This is a genomic window from Criblamydia sequanensis CRIB-18 (genome assembly GCF_000750955.1).
GTDB classification, from domain to species: domain Bacteria; phylum Chlamydiota; class Chlamydiia; order Chlamydiales; family Criblamydiaceae; genus Criblamydia; species Criblamydia sequanensis.
In genome coordinates this window covers 127,828-147,843 of the sequence record NZ_CCEJ010000003.1, presented here as the reverse complement: position 1 = coordinate 147,843, position 20,016 = coordinate 127,828, and the positions used below count along the sequence as shown (strand labels likewise).

The following is a 20,016-nucleotide window of genomic DNA, read 5'->3' as shown; positions in this document are numbered from 1 at the left end:
ATAAGATGATTCCATCCTAAATTTGGAAGAGTGGCAGAGTGGCCGAATGCGTCTGTCTTGAAAACAGAAGTCCCCTCCGGGGACCGTGGGTTCGAATCCTACCTCTTCCGAATTTCTTTTCTAAATTCCTTTATCAATCCTTAATTTTCCTTTTTTCTTAGAGCAAAACACTGCTTCAAAATTAACTCCAAAAGCCGTATCAACTTAGCAGTCAAATTTCATTCGGAGTTTTTATGGATATTAGAGAAACCCCTTTTCGCGATTTTAAAGAAGCTGTTTCATTTATCGATCATTGCCGCCATATAAGCCCTCAGCTTGCTGACAGAATTACCCCCATTATTCAAGGGTTATTGGCAGACCCAAAAAATCCGGAAATGTGCAAACTTATTCTAAAGGAGTTATCCGGTTGTGCAAAAACCGATCAAATCCTCACCAATCTCTGGCTGGAGCTTTATTCCGCGCTACCAAGTAAAACTTTGATAGAAAAGGAATCATCACTAACTAAAAAAAATTTCGAACTTATGGAACGTGCCATTGATTGCAAAGATTCAGAGATTCTTACTCAATGCAACGGCTTTTTTTTAAAAATTTGGCAATCAGAAGGTTTAAAATGCGAGGATCACTCAAAATTAAAAAAGATAGCTTCTAAAAGCAATATAGGCATGCTTTTGCTTTTGTGGGACGCTCCAACACACCCTGAATTTATTGAAAGCCGCGGATTTCTTTTAAGATTAAATTACTCTACAGCAATCCACTACTTTGCTTCTTTTAATAAAGCAAAAAAATGTTGGTATACCCCTCCCATAATTATTAAGTTAACAGATAATTTTTTTAACGCTACTTCAGCAAATTTTTTGTTTGAAACAATAAGAGGTTTTAAAAATTTAATCAAAATTGACGTCTCAAATTGCGCAATGTCATCCCCTTTAAGACTTTCTCTTGTAGAAAAGACGATGGAAGAAGGCATTCCAATCTTCACTTTAAAAGATAAGCTTCTTGAAGAACAGTTTTCTAAAAAATCAATCTTAATACTTTTTAAGTTAGCTTTTGCAGACCAAGATGAGGTTCTTGCATTTAAAGTTATATCTTATATAAATCAGAAGTGGGAAAAGCTGAAAATAGGAGATTCCTTTGTTTCTAAACTGACCCACCTATTTCCAACTTCTAAACTTTTAGAAATCGTCACTAAAACTAACCTAAGGGTTAAGTTTTTTGGTGACAGCATTGTTTCCATTAAAGGGAAAATTCTCCCCTACTTATCTTTTTTTAAAGTTCCTGAATGGCTTAACTATTCCCTTCGGCTTAATTTAACTGATAAAATTGAGGACTTAAAAGAAATTAAGGATTTAATCTTAGGTCATCCGAATCTAATAACCTTAAAATTTAATCAAACAATTACACCGCTTCTCGCTCATCAGCTTTGCAAGATTCTTAAAAAAAATGATCGATTAGAACTTGATCTTTCTAATTGCCTTATGTCTGAAAATGATAAAGCCCTTTTACATTCGGAAGAGACCCTTAAAAATAGAATAAAGTTTAGAAATGAAACTTATGAAAAAAAGCTTCTCGATGAGCCTTTAAATAAAAAAAATGCCCTAAAGCAAATGAAAATAGCCATTCGCGATAAAAATGAAACCCTTTTACATCAATGCAACATTTTTTTTATTGATTTGCATTTTAATGGTAGAGCTAAAGAAAAAGAGCTTATTAAGCTATCTGAAATAGCTAAGGATTCCGGATTAGGGATTATGAAGGTCCTTTGGCAAACTAAAATTCGTCTTGCGGTATCATCATCACAAGCACTTATATTCAAATTAAATGGCGAATCTGCCTGTAGACACATACTATCTTTTACTAAAAGAGATTGGTATCAACCGAGCAAAGTATTTGAAGTCACCTCTAAAATTATTGATATGGGGGGATTTAGAAATCTCGTCAAAAAAACTCAAAATGTCATAGAAGTTGTCCTAAATCAACCTCTTGATAAAAAAACGGTTGCTGGCCTGCAAAAACTTTTGGAAAAAATGCCTCTTACCTTTGAGATTATTGATCTCAGCCAATGTAACATCCCTTCCGATTTTGAAGACCCTTGGGTTAAACATCATTATCGATTTGATCATGTTCAAATCCTCATGCCTAAAACAATAATGCTCAATTTGGCTTCCTAGTTGACTTTTTGCACAGAAGGAGGTTTCCAGCTTCCTTCTAAAACCTCTTTTTTGGGTTGATAGAGCCTTAAAATAAGATTAAATAAGCCGGTTGGAGAGGGAAGCCAATTGGATTCTTTTTCTTTTCCCGGAGAAGTATTTTGAATATAAATATCAAGCGAGCCATCTTCATTGAACTTTAGACCGCTTCTATCCCCCAAAGAATAGCGATTGATAGGGTTTTTAACAAAAAATTGTCTGTCGTTATAGAGCGTAATTGACCAGAAAGCTTCAACCGGAGGTAACTTATCTTTTTCGAAATGAATTTTATAAGCATTTTTTCCGATTAAGGGCTCCCCCTTATCATCGACATTAGTTAACGGATAAAAAGCATCTTCTGCCAGATTGGCTCCAAGAGCGCCGTAAGCGATGACAGCTCTAAAAAAATAGTCTGTTCCATATTGGCCGACTTTAGTGCTTGGCATGACCCACCCATTTACCTTTTTAGAAAAGCTTTGATTTTTCCAAGCTTCCTTTATTTTCAATTTCGCTTCATCAACGCCTTTTTGAAGTTCGGTCAATCTCTCCTTGGAAAAGTTTTTAGGGTCAAATTTCTTTCCACGGCCTATTCCAATCTCCTCCAATTGTTTTAGAAAGGCTTCATCCTTTAGCGAAGGCGGCGAGCCTTCCATAAGCTCATTTAGCCTTCTAAAAAAAGTGATCCCTTCTAAATTATCGACTTGAGCAACAGGGGGCGTTTTAACATCCACGTAAGGATCGATAGGCACACGAGCGGGAGGTGTGTAATCTTTTCCATAAAAACTTAAAGGTTTTAAAGAAAATTGATCCTGGATTTTATGGACCGCAGCATAATCCGCGGGCCCCTTTGTCAAAACTCTTCCAATAAGCCAAACTGTATTTGTTGGGGATTTAATTTGTTTTACTCCTTCCGGCAGATTCCCTTTCCATTCAGGACCGGTAATTGCAAAACTACCCTTTTTATTTCCGGTGTGGGTGGTTCCGATCGGGCTTAAAACATCTGTCCAAGCATCCAAAAGCTGGATAAGATAGTATCGGTCAAAGGTGTCCGGTACTGAAAAAACCATGGGTTCTTTTGTTAAATCAAGCCAGCCTGAGGTATAGAGAGTATCGGCATTTGGACTTACGACATCCTGCATCTCAGGATTCGGGAAAGCTCTAATGTTAACTATCTGATTGACAGGTGCTTTCGCCCCATCAGGTGCAGCGGTAGCTGTTAAAATCTTCTCTGTCGTATCCATTAGGACAAGAGGATAACCATAAATATAAGCTTTTTCAGCAAGCTCTTCGGAGTTTTTGTTTTTGTCCAAATCCTCTTTTTTCCAAAAGGAAAAAAGAAGCGAGGTGAGTAATAACGCAAGCAAAATATAAATAAAATTTTTCATAGCCCCTCTTGCTTTCCTATGGCCAATCCACTACATTTCATATATATATAGATCATTTTTTAAATTATCACTAAAATCTACCCCCTTAAGGTTATATGACTTACGAAACCCAAAAGATCAATTCTGAAGAACAGCCGGAACCTATTATCGGCTCGCTTGGAGCATCGATTCTAGGGCCGACAAACCTATCTCGCGATCTTGAAAATCCGGATGTGATCAGACCTCCAAGAACAGACCAAGGCACCCTTGCGAATCTAAAATGGTCTTTTTCAGATAGTCATATGCGTATAGAAGAGGGTGGCTGGGCAAGACAAACCACTATCCGCGAGCTTCCAAGTTCTCCGACAATTGCCGGGGTCAATATGCGTCTTAAATCCGGAGCTATTAGAGAGATGCATTGGCATAAAGAGTCTGAATGGGCTTTTATGCTAAAAGGAAAAGCTCGAATAACCGCAGTTGATGAATTGGGCCGTACTTTCCAAGATGATGTTGAAGAGGGCGACCTTTGGTTTTTCCCTGCCGGAATCCCTCACTCGATTCAAGGGCTTCCAGGGGATGGCTGCGAATTTCTTTTAGCCTTTGATGACGGGGATTTTTCTGAAGACTCTACATTTTTACTAACCGATTGGCTCGCTCACACGCCTAAAGAAGTGCTCGCTAAAAACTTTGGCGTACCGGAAGAAAGCTTTGCTAACATTCCTAAAAAAGAACTCTATATTTTTTCATCGGATGCACCCCCTCCTCTTAATAAAGATAAAATTGCGGGTAACGGGCCTGTTCCCTTTACTTTTTCCCATCGCATGATGGCGCAAAAGCCTTTACAGATGAAGCATGGAACGGTACGAATTACAGACTCGTCCAACTTTCCAATTTCTAAAACTATCGCAGCAGGTCTTGTCGAGATAGAGCCGGGCGGAATGCGAGAGCTTCACTGGCATACCAATGCTGACGAGTGGCAGTTTTATATCTCCGGAAAAGCCAGGATGACTGTCTTTGCTTCAGAAGGTATTGCCCGTACGTTTAATTTTCAAGCAGGCGATGTCGGCTCTGTTCCCTTTCCTATGGCTCACTATATTGAAAATATCGGCGACACCACCCTTCGTTTTTTAGAGCTTTTTAGAAGCGATCGTTTTGCCGATGTTTCTTTGGCTCAGTGGCTAAAATTTACTCCTTTTGAGCTTGTAAAAGCCCATTTACATATCGATGAATCGATTTTGAATAAAGTTTCGAAACAAAAAACTCCAATAGTTTAAAAAAATTAAAAGAGTTTATTATGTAAGCAAAAAAAATTGCCACCCAAGCGAGTTTCGAAAGAAGTCTTTAATGAAAGACGATTAAGGCTACACAAAAAAAAAGAGGAAAGTTCATGAGTTATGTGAAAAACATAACGATGCCTTATAGCACGCTTTTGCTTGAAGTGTTTATTGATGAGACAGAGCGAAGGACTTGGTTTCTTTTTTAAGTCCAAAATGGTTTTTCAAATTCATAGAGTCCGGTCTAATCATTTGAGAGAGCGCTTGAATCCATAGAGGATGGTCATTTAAGCTTTCCACTAAATCAAGGGATTCTCCTCCAAAAACTTTAAAGTCTTTTGCGTATTCTACGGCTATTTCATGAATGGTTTCGATACAATCTGCGACAAACGAAGGACAAAAAACAAGCACTCGCTTTTTTCCGCTTTTAGCTAAATTTTTAAGATGATCGATCGCATATGGCTCAAGCCATTTTTCCTTCCCAAGCCTGGACTGAAAGCAAAGGCTATATTGATTTTTTTCAAGACCCAGAGCTTTCACAATAGATCTTGCGGTGGCAAAGCATTCAGCTCTATAGCAAAGCTTATTTTTTGGAGTTAAGCTCTCGCAGCAATCCCCCTTCATGCATTGGCTATTGGCTTTCAAAATATGACGAACCGGCAGGCCATGAAAGCTAAAGAGAAAATGGTCATATTTTGAGAGGTCTTTAGCTCTCGCTCTTTCTGCAAACGCTTCGGCCATGAGCTCATTTTCGGGATAGCTTGAGTGAAAAAGAATCTTAGGGATGGTTTCGAAACTTTTAAGACATCTCATAATTTCTTGATGCAATGATCCGGTTGTAGCTGAAGCGTATTGTGGAAAAAGAGGAATGACAACCATTTCTTTAACTCCCTTTAATTTCTCAAGAGTATCTTTAATTGAAGGGTTTTGGTAGCGCATGGCAAGCTCAACTTGATACCCCTCCCCTAACTCTTCCTGCAAAAGCTCTTTTTGAGCCTTTGAATGGATCATAAGAGGAGAGCCTTCTTTTTCCCAAATGCGCTGATAAAAGCTTGTCGTCTCATTGATTCTTTTTGGGATGATAAGGCATCTGACAAGTATTTGTCTTAAATAAAAGGGGTAATCAATGACTCGGGGGTCAAGCAAAAATTCTTTTAAATAACGCTTTACAGCCGGCTTTGTCGGTGCATCCGGGGTGCCTAAATTGACAAGAAGAACGCCTATTTTTGACATACATATTTCCTTAAAGTGAGTAGGAAATATAGACGATTGATTTCATTATTAAAATAAAAATAGCACATTGTTTCGAAAATATTTTTCTGGCATGCTTTTCGCCTTGGAAGAGTGGCAGAGTGGCCGAATGCGTCTGTCTCGAAAACAGATTCACGGGCAACCGTGACGGGAGTTCGAATCTCCCCTCTTCCGAATCCTTTAGCCATACACACTCAATTTTACTTTTAATATGGCCGGCATTACGATTCATTCTCAAATGGAATTTAGAAGAAGCGCTTTCTATGGTCCAAAATCGACATTTTCCATTTTTCCCTGGCGAGGCTTGGATGACTAATTTAGAACAAAGAGTAGCTCATGAAAGATAAAGTGGCCATCCTTACAGGTGCTACTAGTATGATTGGCAGGGCCTGTGCTCGACTATTTTCCGAGCACGGAATGAAGCTCATGTTAGTGGGACGTTCCTTAGAAAAACTTGAAAAAATCGCTAATGACTTACCAGGGATTGTAGAAATAAATGCTTTGAATAGTCTTTCAGAAAACGAAATCAAAAAAATGGTTATAAAAACAGTATCTTTGTTTGGCCATATTGATGCAGTTGTTCAAAATGTCGCTATCTATCCATGGAAATACATCGATGAATTGACATTGGACGATTGGCAGGGAGCACTTGACACTAATCTCACAAGTGCATTTTTGGTTTCTAAAGCTTCTTTTTCAGAAATGAAACGACATAGAAACGGGAAATTTGTATTTTTGTCCTCTATAGCTGGAGAAACCATTGGTTTGCCTCATATGGCCGCCTATGCCGCATCAAAAGCTGGTTTGAATGGCTTTATGAGAACAGCAGCGATAGAATTTTCTAAATATAATATGAATGTGAATAGCATTAGTCCCGGAAAAGTCTATGATGAGCAGACTCTTACCAAAAAAGAAGTTAATGAAAAACTCCTCTCAGTGCCTCTTCGTCGCTTTGTAAAGCCTATAGATGTAGCAGAAATGGCTTTATTTCTTGTTTCAGAAAAAGCAAATAACATCACAGGACAAAACTTCATTATTGACGGCGGGCAATCGGTTTTGGGTGAAGAAGCTCATATTCGTTCTTGAAGGGAATGTCACGTCAATAACGTAATCATTTGAAAATTTATCGAGTTTCCCACTATTACCCTCATAAGTATTCTTCGGTGTTGATGAGACGTAGGCACATGATAAAGGGGAAAATTGGCAGTCGGAATTATCCTCCAGCACTTTTAAGTTCAATGATGTACACCCTTATCGTTTATAATAAATCTTCAACTAAATAGATTCTAATGGCTTTCTGTGGATATGCCAGTTTCCAAAAATTCTTGAAAGACTTGTGAGTAGAAGCGAAACTTTGATCAGATCCTTTGGTATAAGGATCGGCCTTTCTTTGATAGATTTGCTCTCAAATTTTGGAAGGATCCAAAGAACCTTTATTATTATCTAACAATTTAAATAAATTTATTTATATTAAACCATTAAGAGCTTTATGAATAAATCAGTTGAATTTGAGCCGTTACGGGAATCTCATTTTAATCTCTTACACAAATGGTTGAATAAGCCGCATGTTCAAGCGTATTATTCCGTTAGATCTTGGACCCTAGCGGAAGTGAAAGAAAAATTTATTCCGTATGTTAATGGGGAGAAGTCCATAAAGGGGTATATTGTTGCTTCTTCGAATCAACCTCTCGGCTATATCCAAAGCTATCCCTTAAAAAAGTATCCCTTCAAAGATCAGGATTTGCCTGCCATTATCGTTGAAAAAGCCGCCGGAATCGATGTCTTTATTGGCGAAGAGGCGAAGTTAGGTCAAGGGCTTGGTTACTCGATTATACATACTTTTTTAGAAAAGTTTATTTGGCCCAATTATCAATATTGTTTAGCTGATCCCGATATTAGAAATGTTGCCTCTATTCGTTTATTTAAAAGTTGCGGCTTTAAAGAACACAAAACCATCCGGAGTAATGATGCTTTGGGCCATCAAGCCATGTACTTGCTATTCATCAAAGGTTCTCCCTTGATGGGATAAGAAGGTTAGCTGATAATAGACTTCTTTTGAAACTCGCTTTGATTGGAAGAAGGGGCTGGTTTTGTGCAAATTTTTTGATAAATTTTGAAAGCATAGGATGACCTATGCGTGAAACATTTAGGAAAAAAGAGGCCAAAAACGGCTATTTTAACCATTGAATGGAGTATCAAAAGAAGTCTAATATTCTCGAAAGCAAAGGGGTCTTATGGCTCAGAAAAAAATTTCACTAGCAAGCGACAATTGGGCGCCCGCTCATCCAAAAATCATGCAAGCCATCGTTGAAGCCAATGTTGGCGATACCCCCTCTTATGGATCCGATCCCTGGACTAAGGAAGCTGAGAAATTAATTCAAGAGGCTTTTCATACTAAATGCAAAGTTTTTTTTCTCCCCACTGGTACCGGCAGCAATGTTTTCAGTCTAAAAATGGCTTGCAAAAGACATGAATCGATTATTTGCTCTGACATTGCTCACATCCACTATCAAGAATCCGGTGCCGCGGAATCTCTTATTGGTTGCAAGCTTTTAACCGTTCCTCATATAGATGGAAAAGTAATCCCAAGCGTTCTTCTAAAAAAATTGAGACTTGAAAAAGCTTTCGGAAAGCATTCGACCTCACCTCGAATCTTATCCATTACTCAACCGACAGAAGTTGGAACTGTCTATAACCTGGAAGAGCTTAGAGCCCTTTCAAAATTATGCAAAGAAGAAAAGCTAATCTTTCATATAGATGGCAGCCGTCTTTATAATGCAGTAGCAAGTCTTGAGATTTCTTTTCAGGATCTTATCCATGCAGCAAAGGTTGATGTGCTATCTCTTGGGGGCACCAAAAATGGATTAATAGGAGCTGAAGCGGTTCTTATATTTAATCCGGAACTAGAAGAAGGAAGCGACTATCTGCAAAAGCAAACGCTCCAACTCCTATCTAAAATGCGCTATCTTTCTGCTCAGTACCTTCCTTTTTTCAGAGAAGGGTTATGGAAATCCCTCGCTTTACATGCAAACGAGAAAGCAAAAGAGATCGCTTCCCTTATTCAAAGAATTCCAAATCTTAAAATAAGCTACAAGGTCGAAACAAATCAGATATTTTTTACAGCCCCGCCATCATGGATTCCCTTGATCCAAGAAAAAATCCACTGCTATCCTTGGGATCAAGAGAAAGGAGAAGTAAGATTTATCGCCTCCTGGAACACCCAAAGCGAGGATGTACAAGCGTTAAGGGCTATTTTATCGGAAATAGCCAAAACCCCTCTTTAAACTACAAATCGCCTAATAGACATTTTTCGGCATTATCAATTATCTTTTCAATAACAAGAGGATTGATTTTTAAATCTGTTTGACTAGGCTCATAGACCCCTCCTAAGATCAAGGCATCGCTTCTTGGGTAGATCGAAACAAAAAACATATTAGAATCCTTTGGATCATCGTCAAGAGCATGAGCAAATAGGTAATCCATTTCTTTTTGGGGGGCATAATAAACAAGCTGTCCTCTAATTGGAATAAATTCTTTATCTTTAAAAAGTTTAATAGAGCCCATGCTCGTGCAATTAACAAGGATGCTTTCTTCAAGATTAAGAAGGTCTTCCGCCGTCTCGAAATGAACCTGCTTTAAAATAGCTCCCTTTTCCTTAACTTTCTTATAAAGATCATCCATAAATAATTTTCCATCTATTCCAAGTTCGTAAAACCGCCGCCCTTTTTTAACTACCCCGTTATCAAAATGGGCTATTATCTCCTCGCCTTGAGTCGTTTTTGGCGACGGACGCGCCTTTTCAGATCTAAAGGTATAGCTTGTGATAAGACGAACGCCCATAAACTCAGGGTTATCCCCTAAACTCTTTAATAAACGAGCTTCGGAATTCTTTAACATCCTTTGATGCAATTGTTTTTTTTCGTTTGAAAGATCATTCGGGTAGGTAAGCGGACTCCAAATTCCGGCGGCGACATTTGATGTAAGATTCGGACACCAATCCTCAGCATAAATGTGGACTTCATAACCTTGAAGAAGAAGATCGTAGGCAAGAGCCATGCCAACAACCCCTCCGCCTAAAATGGCCACTCTCTTGGAAGGAATTTGGTGATGACCAAGAATTTCCAAAACTTCCAAAGCTCCCCCAAAAGATAAGGTCATCCCGGATCCTCCATAACCATAATTATGAACGAGCAATTTGTCATTAAGCCATTCACTTTCTATTCGAACACCCGTTTTTCTAAAAGGCCTTATCCCAACGTTAGTCCCAATAATATTTTCTCTTACTAATTTTGGTGTTTTTAAATAGACAATCTCTTCTCCAATTAAAGAAGTTGTCAATAAACAAAAAAGTATAATCTTATATAACATAGTCCAGATCCATTCTTAAAGCGTTTCATTGAGGAAAAAAGGGTAGCCGGCTTTTCATTAATTCTCCAGGCAAAAGAAGAACTCTCCAAGACCCCTATACTTAAGACGGCTTGCGGAGCAAGCAAAAAAATAACTTGCATCTATAAAACTTTGTTTGATTCGAAACGCTGCTACTAATTATCCTATTTAGCTTTTACAAATTTTTTAAATCTTCATTTAATCTTAATTTTTTGAACAATTTGATTGATTAGAATAACTCAAAAACAAACAAAGAACGGTTATTTCTATGAATATTCCAACAAATTTTGGCTCCTTTTTTTCTAATCATCATCCTTTTGCAACGCCCGGTTCTGCTGATCTTTTTAGATCCTTAGAGGGTTTAAACCAGGCTCTAAATGGATTGCATCAAAGAGAGCGGTCTCAATTCAAAACCGATAACTTTGACTCATGGAGAGTTACCTTCGATGAGAATGAACCCGTTTTAAGCGGACTTGCCTATAAAGACCATCTTCTCCTTGAGGAGTATGCAGATAAGATTATCCCGGGATATCTTAATCTTTCTGAAAAAGAAGGGTGGGACGAAGGAGGATCTACATGCATGGGCAATCTTTTCACACGCTACATGCTTCTAAAGTATTATTTTTCCTTTAAAAATTGCCTAGGGGCGAATAAGGAAGCTATAAAGAATGTGGTTAAGGCCTTTAGTCAAGTCGAGACATCGGCGCCTTCCCTTGACGGTAACTCTAAACCCGGATCACTTCCGAGATATACTCGAATTTGCCCTGATTCTACGGTCCTTGGCTGGCAAAAACATGCTATAAGCAGGTTAGTTGGAAACTTGGGAAGCGCTTATAGCCCCTCAAAACCATGCTTTGAGATTCTCATCAATTCTCAAAGAGAAAGTAACGATGATCCCCTCTGCAAGCCATTTTCTGTTTCAATTCAAATCAATGAGGAAGAAAGTGAAAAAAGACGATGCCGGCTAGCAAGCCTTAAGGTTGTTCCGGCAGAAATTGCTCATCATACCTTTTATTCGGGAACGCTTAGAAAACCTAAGAAATTTTTAGAGGAAAATCAAGCTTTGCTTGGGGCCAATTCCACCCGTCTTTTACAAGGTCTTTCCTTCTTGGAAGAAACTACCCTGCCGGCTCAGAAAGTTGGCAATTGCTGGATTAAACAGCCCATTAGAACCGTGTTAGTACTTTTATTTGTTGAGCTACTAACTCAACGCCGAGATCTTTCGATCGAAGAAGCTTGGTCAGAGGCCAAAGCCCTTTATAAAGATATGCAATTAAAGATCGCCGTTCCTTTTGTACAAGATCTTGTGAAAAGAAAATCTTTTAGCTCTAAGATGAAACAATCCGCTTTAGAAGGCATTGAAAGACAAAAGGAAAATTTGAGACCTCAATAGACTTCTTTCAAAACTCCGGTTTAACGGCTTAAAATTTTTATTCTTAAGTAATTTTAAGCCGTTTTTTTTCTAATTTTTTCTTAATACTCTCCCTCTTAAAAAAATCCCTATATTTATTTTGAAAAGAATCTAAACTCATGTTAGTTTTCAAAAAAAATTTATCCTGAAAAATAAATAGCCCTTAACTTTTTTAAAGAAGCGCTTAAAACAGATTTATGGCTCGAACCCTGAATGCATCTTTCCACAAGCTTTATAAAGCCGGGTCTCCAAAAAAAGTTTTAAAAAGCTTTCATAAAAAAAAAGACTCTCTAGATTCAAAGATAAGAAATTCTTTAAAGGGTTTTAGAATCATTCTTAAGACTTGCCTTGAAGCTTTCAAACGAATTAAATCTTTAAAGATTATTTAGTATAGCACCTTCCAATTTTCAAATGAGAAACCCTATTGCAACAAATGAGTTAAACGATGTCGGGACTTCTATTGGATACCGGTATTGGATTCAAATTTTAGGAGAAAGTAATGAAGAATATCAGTAGATGTATCCATTTATTTCTACATGCCGTTTTTATTTTACTTGCAAGCCAAGCAAGTTCTGCATGGGACCTTCCGGTGACGGAAATTTCAACTACGACGACATTTAATCAGGATCCCGATGTCGCTATGGCGCTAAATTCAACAAATGAGGGTTTAGCCACTTGGACTTTCTCATCAACTAATCTTTTAATTCAAGCTTCCAAATATGATGGATCGACTTGGAGTGCGCCTGTCACAATTTCAGTACCCGGTGAAGATGCTGACCAATCCAAAGTCGGTATGGACTCCACAGGGAAAGGCCATGCGGTTTGGAGACGATTCGATGGACCTCAAACGGTTATTCAAACGGCAGCCTTTGATGGCACGACTTGGGGGGCGCCGATAAATTTGTCATTGACAGGTCAAAATGCATTAAACCCTCAGATCTCTGTCAATGCAAGCAATCACGCCATGGCTGTTTGGACAAGAAGCAATGGAGTGCAAAATGTCACTCAAGCCGCCTACTTTGATGGCACGACTTGGGGGGCACCCGTTACCATTAATACTCCAGGGCTGAATTCCGAACTTCCTCAAGTTTCACTCAACTCAACTGATAGGGCTCTTGCCGTTTGGGAAGAGCCTAATGGCTTAGGCGATGTACTTATTCAAGCAGCTTTTTTTAATGGGACTACCTGGGATGCTCCCGTTCAATTATCGTCCACTGGCTTTAATAGCTCGAATGCCCAGGTATCCCTAAATGATTCAAACATTGGATTTGCCACTTGGATTCTTAATAATGCAGGTCTTGGTGAGATACAAGCGGCTCCCTTTAATGGAACTACTTGGGATGCAGCAGAAACTATTATAGAACCTGGGAGCACGGGCTACTCTCCAAAAATTGAAGTATGGCCAAGTGGAAATGCCGTAGCAGTTTGGATCAATAATGACTTTTCATCCGAACGTGTTAAAGGGACAATTTATAGCAGCGGTTCTTGGGGTGCGGTCGATACCTTTGGAGATCAGCTTCCAAATACCGAAGTAGTCCTTGGAGTCAATTCGACAAATATTGCCTATGCTTCTTGGCTTAGCTTTGCTCCATTTGTGAACGTAGTAAGAGCGGCAGTCTTTAACGGCAGCACCTGGGCTCCGCAAGATACTTTAACTTCAGAGGAGAGTTATGCAACATCCATTGCGGTAAATCCATCCGGCCGAGCCCTTGTAGTTCTCGCTAAGGATTCAGATGATGTTGGAATATTCGCAACTGAAAGTACAGGGGAAGATATAAATTCAAATGTAGTTGCCACCCCTCCTTTTGCTAATGCCGACGGGATTGATTTTTCAACCATCACGGTTACTCTGATTAATAATGGAGGCGCGCCTATTGTAGGCAATACAGTGAGCTTGGCGGCAAACGGCGGCAGCTCTGTAATTTCAGCGCCATCAGGCCCATCTGACGCTTCAGGACAAGTGACCTTTACTGTGACAGATACAGTCATTGAAGATGTCACCTATACCGCAACAGATGAAACCAATGGGATTGTCATTGTCCAAACAGCCACTGTCTCCTTTTTGAATGAAGAAAGCTTTTTTTCAACTGTTGAAGCCTCGCCAACGTCTGTTTTAAACAATGGCTCTTCTTCTTCTACCATCACAGTCACCCTCACAAATGGGACAGACCCGATTGTTGGAAGTGAGGTCTCTTTATCTCAAGGCGGCGGAAGCTCATCTATCTTTGGCCCCTCTGGGCCCTCTGATGCTTTAGGGCAGGTCTTTTTTACTGTTACTAACACAACAGCTGAAGTGGTAACCTACACAGCGACAGATACAACAACCGGGAACGTAATAGCGCAAACTGCCCAAGTTACTTTCTTTGCCGATGAGTCCACCACCTCAACTGTTACAGCTTCCCCATTAATTGTCATGTCCGATGGCGTTCAAGCTTCAACTATAACGGTGACTCTTCTTGACAACCTTGGCGTTCCAATTGTTGGAAATAACGTCTCTTTATCCCAAGGCGGCGGAAGCTCGATAATATCGCCCCCGTCAGGAGCATCAGATGCTTTTGGACAAGTGACTTTCACTGTTACAAATACCCAGGTTGAAACCGTGACCTACACGGCAACAGACACAACCAATGCTGTTGTGATTTTTCAAACAGCCCAAGTATCTTTTGAGACTAACGAAGAAAGCGCTTCAACTGTGGTAGCAGCGCCAACTTCAGTAAATGCCGATGGTTCTCAATCTTCAACCATAACCGTAACCCTTTTAGATGACCTTTTAAACCCAATTGTCGGAAACACGGTGTCCCTTTCACAAGGAGGCGGATCTTCCTCAATATCTCCGCCATCCGGGGTGTCCAACGCTTTTGGGCAAGTGACCTTTACAGTCACTAACACCACCCCTGAAACGGTCACCTATACAGCAAGGGATAATACTAATGGGATTGACCTTCAGCAAACGGCGCAAGTAACTTTCATTGCTCTTGAAAGTAATACTTCAACAGTCACAGCTTTCCCTCTAAGCGTGATTTCCGATGGGGTTTCTTTTTCCACCATAACAGTCACGCTTTTAGATGGATTTTTAAATCCGATTGTTGGCCATACCGTTTCACTTGCACAAAACGGAAGCTCAGTTATCTCAGCGCCGTCAGGTCCATCCGATGCCTTTGGCCAAGTGACTTTCACCGTGACGAATATCAACAGTGAAACTGTCACTTATACAGCAACAGATGTGACTAATGGCGTCATTATTACTCAAACCGCACAAGTAGCTTTTGGCGATAGCGAAGCCGGACTATCTACTGTTATCGCAACACCTGCAAGCGTAGAAGCAAATGGAGTCGAATTTTCAACCATCACAGTTACTTTGCTAAATGGCGCTTTAAATCCAATTGTTGGCAATAGCGTATCTTTATCCCAAGGAGGAGGAAGTTCTATTATAAGTCCATTAGTTGCTGTAACAAATGCTTTTGGCCAAGCCCAATTTATCGTTAGAAGCACAACTGAAGAAGTTGTGACCTATACGGCAACAGATATCACAAATGCTGTTCTGATCACACAAACCGCCGAGGTGACTTTCACCGAACCTCTCGGCCCCCTTCCTCCCACTAATTTTAGAGGGCAGCTTAAAAAAAATAAATTTGCAACACAAACAGAATACTATGACCTCTTGGAGTGGGATCCAAGCCCGGATATTAATACCGATCATTATGAAATCTACCAAAATGGAGTCCTTAAGGCAGTTGTTCCGGCAACAGGTCCTTTTAAGGTCGCTATTAACAATGTAAACAAAAACCTAACGTATATTTATACGCTATATGCTGTGGATATTGAGGGAGACAAAAGCGCTCCTGTTGTCATAAGCGTTCCCTAAGAGTTCTAAAAGAAGCTGCCATCCGTATCTTAAGATGGCAGCTTCTTTTTTCTTTCCTGTTTGAAAAAATTTTCATCGTCAAGTGCATAAAATGTCATTTTTTCTATAAACTTCTTGATCAACATCCTGCTATAAAAATCTTTACGCAAAGAACCGCCATCATTTACAATGCCTGCTATTTTTTGGTTTATTTAAAGTTTTAACTTAAAAAGTAATCACAATTTAACCAATAGATTCTCATGATGCAGTCTTCCTCCCTTAAGCCTTCAACTACACTCTTTCCATTCGACCCCGTGTTTCCGCAAAATGAATTAGGAGCTTTTCTTGAAGCTTGCGGCAAAAATGAACTTGAAACAGTAAGAAAGCTCGTAAAGTCAAATCCTGAAGTTTTACATTCTTTTACATACAGAGGCGTGAACGGATTTTTTTTAGCTTTCGTATCAGGGTATTTTAGAATCATAAATCTTCTATTTGAGCTCGGATTCGATCAAAATAAACGGGGACCCAATGAGTATTCCACCTTTGCTTTGTGCTTCTTATCCCTCTTTGCACCTCAAATACAAGCCAAAAAGGACTCTTTTGCGTTTCGATTTTCACTAATAGAACTTTTACTCTCCAAAGGAGCCGACACCAATTTTGAATTAGATGGGAAAAATTTTTTAGATTCGCTTATCGATTTATATGAAAAGGATCTTATCTCAATTGAAACGTTAAAACAAATCATCGACGGCAATCGCCTAAATGTAAACGCATCTTCTACAATAAAACTTCCTCTCGCCCAAGCATTTTTTTTTAATGATCCCAAAAAAAGAAACGAGCTTGCAACCCTTTTAATCCAAAGAAACGCTGAAGCCATACACCTTGAATGGAAAAAAGCAAGCGAGCTTTTTTTTAATTTCAATAAAGAAACCTTGGAAACACATCTAGAATTTCTTTCACACCGCCTCGTGGATATTTATGATAGCCACAGGCTAATAAAAAATTATAAAAGGGAAAGAACGCTTTCAAAAGATGTGACAACCTTTATAAAAAGATTTCTTGTCCGATCTACTTTTCCTTTAGAGATCGTAAGAAAAATACTGGATGAGAAATTAAGCGAGATAACCTTAGAAACTCTCTCCAAATATGATGCCGTCTATTCATTTCAAAAAGAAATTATGGAAAAAGAGCTAAAAAATCTTTCTTCCCGAAAGAGAATAAAACCTCTTAAGACCAAACAAGCTTTGGTCAAGAAAACACGTTTGATATTCCAGGAATCTTTTACCTATCCAATACGCTTTGAAAGAATCAGAACAGTTGTTGAAATCGACCCTACTGTTTTAAATGACATCAATGTCACCCCTTTTCTTAATGCCACTCTAGCAGGAAGACCTGAAATCATTAAATTTCTTATGGATAAAGGCACTTTTAAGAAAAATCAATTTTATTCTTTATTGAAAGATTGTTTTATTCAGCTATCTGCGAATATTTGTAAATACCAATTAAGGATTAACTCAATTTTAGCTTGTATTGATTTATACATTAGAGATGTAAGTATTAATGTGTATAACAAACAAGGGCTATCATTTATTAATTTTTTAATTTTTCTTTCTAAAAGTAACCCTGTTGTTTTTGACTACCTTCAAAACTGGTCCGATTTAAATTGGGATCTTCTAAACGAGAATAACTCGCATAAAAATGCTTTTTGTTATGCGCTTGAGACTTTAAATGAAGAGTCTTTTGAAATATATTTTAGATGCTTCCCTAAAATTCTATTTCCTATACCCAAATTAAATATTTTTAGAAACGAGGATCTCAAGGAAAAAGCCGCTTGCTGTTTAAAGGAAATTTTTAATCGGGTAAATAAAGTATTAGCTTGCCAGACCTTTAAAGAGAGTTATTTGCTCTTAAAAGAAGCCAATTCTTATTTTAAGGAGATTCAAGACCTAAAAGACAAAGCAAAGCTTGCGACACGTGAAGAAGCTTCACTTTTAGATCGTCTTATTAGTAGCAACCTTTTAGGCGTTAAGGAAAAGAAGACTTTAAAGGAAACCGAAGCGCTTTCTCTTTTATTTGAGAACCTCGACTACTTTAATATTTTCAAAAAACTCCTTGAAACATTTGAAGTTTCAATAAGCGAGTTCAATGAATCAAATTTATCAATCAACTTGTCGGCCTCAGCTAATAAAGAATTGCCTTCCTTGGAAATAAACGAATTATTAAAAAAATATTACCAAAGAGCCAGTTCCTACCAAAATCAAAAAAATAAAGCTCCCAAATCACAAACTGAACCTTTTTATTTTGGTTCATATGAACCGCCAACTCCAAAAGTTAAAGTTGCAAAAGGCTTTAAACCAACAACTAAGGAATTAAAAACAGAGGAAATAGCAAGGAAGCTGCAAAATAAAAATTTAGAGAAGCAAAGAGCTTCTTTAATTGAATCTGCAAAACCTAAGGAAAAGCCCGGGCCCTTAAGCCCAATCGTATCAAAAAACTCTAAACGAAAAGAAGAAAGAAGACTTAATCGGGTTTCCAAGAAAGAAATCACTATCTCAGCCTCTCTATCTTCCGATATCCAAGAAAAATTCCCAATCCATGATTTCCCTTTAGATCAGTTGACTCCTTTGCCAAAAAAAACTAAAGAATCCCATCCACCTTTATCCATAAGAAGCAAACAAAAATCTGCAGTTGAAAAAGTTCATTTCACGCCTCAGCAGATAAATCGATTGCAAATCGCGATAAACGCTTGCGATAGAATTAGTAAAATTCTTGAAGAAATTAAATATGACAAGTTTTTCCTTTTGGCAAAAAGTTTGAGAAGCGAAATTTATATAAAATCACTGTCTTATCAAATATTACGTTTCTGCGAGGCCTTAGCGCCTACTTCTTTAGAACAAAAAGATGAAAAAGATGTCGTTTTCTTTAAAGAAATCCATCACTTTTTTTTAGATAAGGATGAAATTAGAGCCGTAAGAAGAGCTTGTCGGACCTCTTTTAGTTTACTAGATCCCTCTCTTCTTTTTGATCTTTCAAAAACTCTTGTCGATGTCGGGCTTTCCTCTACTTTAAAGGAGTTTACAAATAAAGGAGAAGCTCCTGAAAATTTTACTAAACCTTCCCTTCATCTCATTTTAAAAATGCAAATTCCGAATTTTAAAATGAAGCTCAAAGAAATGGCTCCCCTTGAAGCAAAGATCTTGCTTTTAGAAGGTACTTACAACGAAATCGAGTTTATCGAGCGCTGCATAAAGGCAGCAAATGATAAAGAGACCTTCAACTCTTATCTGGATGCCATTAAAAAAGCTCTTTCTGATCTATCCATATTCGCTTCTCTTTTATCAAAAGAGAAGCCCCCTTTAAAATTATTGAAGCTCAAAAGTTTAAAATGGCTTATCTTCTTAGGTAATAAGATTGCTCATCATTTAAAGAAGGGAACAGAAATTGGCAAACCGATCGATGAGGTGAATATTTCTAAGATTTGGAACTTTTTCGACCCTAAAAATAATCATGTTCTCAAGCTGAAAGAAGCCATTGATCAAGAAAAAAATTAAGAGCTAAGAAACCGTTTGTTTTTGTTTAAAAACCAACAAGCGGTCTCTTTCAACCCCTGATTGCCTAACGGATTAGGCGCAAAATCAAGGGTTCAAACTAAAAGGTTAGAATTTTACGCCAAGGCCGCCGCCAAAAAGAAGACCTGACAAATTTAGATCGTTTCTGACAACGTTATTGCTTGTCACACCGGAAAAATGAAATTCCGTGTAGTAATAGTCGAGAAAAATTTCAGCTACACCGCAGTTGCAAAAAGTAAAATTCAGTCCCGATTTTGCCACCCAGCCGAGATTATTTTTTCCGCTATGTCTTATAACGAATGGAGAATCATCATGAATTCGAAGAAGCGAATAAGTAAGACCGGCTCCAAGATACCCTTCAAGTCCGTTGCAAAAATTGCAAAAATCGAAGTTATACTTTAGGCCTGTGCTAATCGGAGTCAACCGAAGACGGGTTGGATCTTCTTCTCCGATCGAATGTCCGTGTTTATTCATGTAACCTATATTGGCAAAATAGTCTAGTTTGCCGCAAAAATTCAATGAGTAGTCTAATTGATATTGAATAAATCCATTTCCATATATTCTTCTCAGTATCGAAGCTTCAGGGCGAAAGTAGGCAACTCTGATTTTAGCCTCTTGTTCACCGGCTAAAAGGGTGAGAGGGGATAAAAAAATACAAGTTAAAATTACAAGAGAAATTTTTTTAATCACTTTTTCTTCCTTTTTATAACCACACTAAGGTAATCCCATAA

Annotated in this window: 12 protein-coding genes and 2 tRNA genes; 10 read left to right on the top strand and 4 right to left on the bottom strand. The window is 38.4% G+C overall.

The genetic code is table 11. The annotated features are described in order from the left end of the window. Nucleotides 1-24: 24 nt before the first annotated feature. Together CSEC_RS02455 and CSEC_RS02450 are read left to right on the top strand one after the other, a co-directional pair. Nucleotides 25-110 (top strand) — tRNA-Ser (locus CSEC_RS02455). 123 nt (nucleotides 111-233) lie between these two features. Beyond that, complete coding sequence (locus CSEC_RS02450; protein WP_041016834.1) at nucleotides 234-2,168, top strand: hypothetical protein; 1,935 nt, start codon at nucleotides 234-236, stop codon at nucleotides 2,166-2,168. Here CSEC_RS02450 and CSEC_RS02445 read toward each other — a convergent pair. Continuing rightward, nucleotides 2,165-3,571 carry a DUF1254 domain-containing protein gene (locus tag CSEC_RS02445; protein WP_079977952.1) on the bottom strand — a complete coding sequence of 469 codons (1,407 nt, stop codon included), beginning with the start codon at nucleotides 3,569-3,571 and terminating at the stop codon, nucleotides 2,165-2,167. The two genes, CSEC_RS02450 and CSEC_RS02445, sit on opposite strands and share 4 nt — an antisense overlap. Before the next feature lie 95 nt (nucleotides 3,572-3,666). On the opposite strand from CSEC_RS02445, the gene CSEC_RS02440 reads away from it, so the two are divergent. Continuing rightward, nucleotides 3,667-4,824, top strand: a complete 1,158-nt coding sequence (locus CSEC_RS02440; protein WP_041016833.1) for an oxalate decarboxylase family bicupin — start codon at nucleotides 3,667-3,669, stop codon at nucleotides 4,822-4,824. Nucleotides 4,825-4,992: 168 nt separating this feature from the next. Here the strand turns inward: CSEC_RS02440 and hemH are convergent, their stop codons facing one another. Beyond that, nucleotides 4,993-6,057 carry a ferrochelatase gene (gene hemH, locus CSEC_RS02435; RefSeq protein WP_053331704.1) on the bottom strand — a complete coding sequence of 355 codons (1,065 nt, stop codon included), beginning with the start codon at nucleotides 6,055-6,057 and terminating at the stop codon, nucleotides 4,993-4,995. Between the two features lie 105 nt (nucleotides 6,058-6,162). Between hemH and CSEC_RS02430 the strand changes: the two genes are divergently transcribed. The 4 genes from CSEC_RS02430 (at nucleotide 6,163) to CSEC_RS02415 (ending at nucleotide 9,359) form a co-directional block, all read left to right on the top strand. Continuing rightward, nucleotides 6,163-6,249, top strand: a tRNA-Ser gene (locus CSEC_RS02430). 162 nt (nucleotides 6,250-6,411) lie between these two features. Continuing rightward, nucleotides 6,412-7,161 (top strand): SDR family NAD(P)-dependent oxidoreductase, encoded by a 750-nt coding sequence (locus CSEC_RS02425; RefSeq protein WP_041016832.1) that lies wholly within the window; start codon nucleotides 6,412-6,414, stop codon nucleotides 7,159-7,161. 403 nt (nucleotides 7,162-7,564) lie between these two features. Next, on the top strand, nucleotides 7,565-8,104 hold the full coding sequence (locus CSEC_RS02420) for a GNAT family N-acetyltransferase (RefSeq protein ID WP_041016831.1): 540 nt from the start codon (nucleotides 7,565-7,567) through the stop codon (nucleotides 8,102-8,104). 205 nt (nucleotides 8,105-8,309) lie between these two features. Continuing rightward, nucleotides 8,310-9,359, top strand: coding sequence for a threonine aldolase family protein (locus CSEC_RS02415; RefSeq protein ID WP_041016830.1), 1,050 nt, complete (start codon nucleotides 8,310-8,312; stop codon nucleotides 9,357-9,359). Nucleotide 9,360: 1 nt separating this feature from the next. Here CSEC_RS02415 and CSEC_RS02410 read toward each other — a convergent pair whose 3' ends face one another. Continuing rightward, nucleotides 9,361-10,443, bottom strand: coding sequence for an FAD-dependent oxidoreductase (locus tag CSEC_RS02410; protein ID WP_041016829.1), 1,083 nt, complete (start codon nucleotides 10,441-10,443; stop codon nucleotides 9,361-9,363). 286 nt (nucleotides 10,444-10,729) lie between these two features. Here CSEC_RS02410 and CSEC_RS02405 point away from each other — a divergent pair, with 286 nt between their 5' ends. The 3 genes from CSEC_RS02405 to CSEC_RS02390 all read left to right on the top strand — a co-directional run bounded on the left by CSEC_RS02405 (nucleotide 10,730) and on the right by CSEC_RS02390 (nucleotide 19,267). After that, nucleotides 10,730-11,854, top strand: a complete 1,125-nt coding sequence (locus tag CSEC_RS02405) for a hypothetical protein (RefSeq protein ID WP_041016828.1) — start codon at nucleotides 10,730-10,732, stop codon at nucleotides 11,852-11,854. A gap of 517 nt (nucleotides 11,855-12,371) precedes the next feature. After that, complete coding sequence (locus CSEC_RS02395) at nucleotides 12,372-15,737, top strand: beta strand repeat-containing protein (protein ID WP_041016826.1); 3,366 nt, start codon at nucleotides 12,372-12,374, stop codon at nucleotides 15,735-15,737. 239 nt (nucleotides 15,738-15,976) lie between these two features. Beyond that, nucleotides 15,977-19,267: a hypothetical protein gene (locus CSEC_RS02390; RefSeq protein ID WP_154017602.1), complete on the top strand. Its 3,291-nt coding sequence runs from the start codon at nucleotides 15,977-15,979 to the stop codon at nucleotides 19,265-19,267. Nucleotides 19,268-19,372: 105 nt separating this feature from the next. Here CSEC_RS02390 and CSEC_RS02385 read toward each other — a convergent pair whose 3' ends face one another. After that, entirely contained in the window at nucleotides 19,373-19,975 is a 603-nt protein-coding gene (locus tag CSEC_RS02385; protein WP_041016824.1) for a hypothetical protein, read from the bottom strand. Nucleotides 19,976-20,016 lie beyond the last annotated feature (41 nt).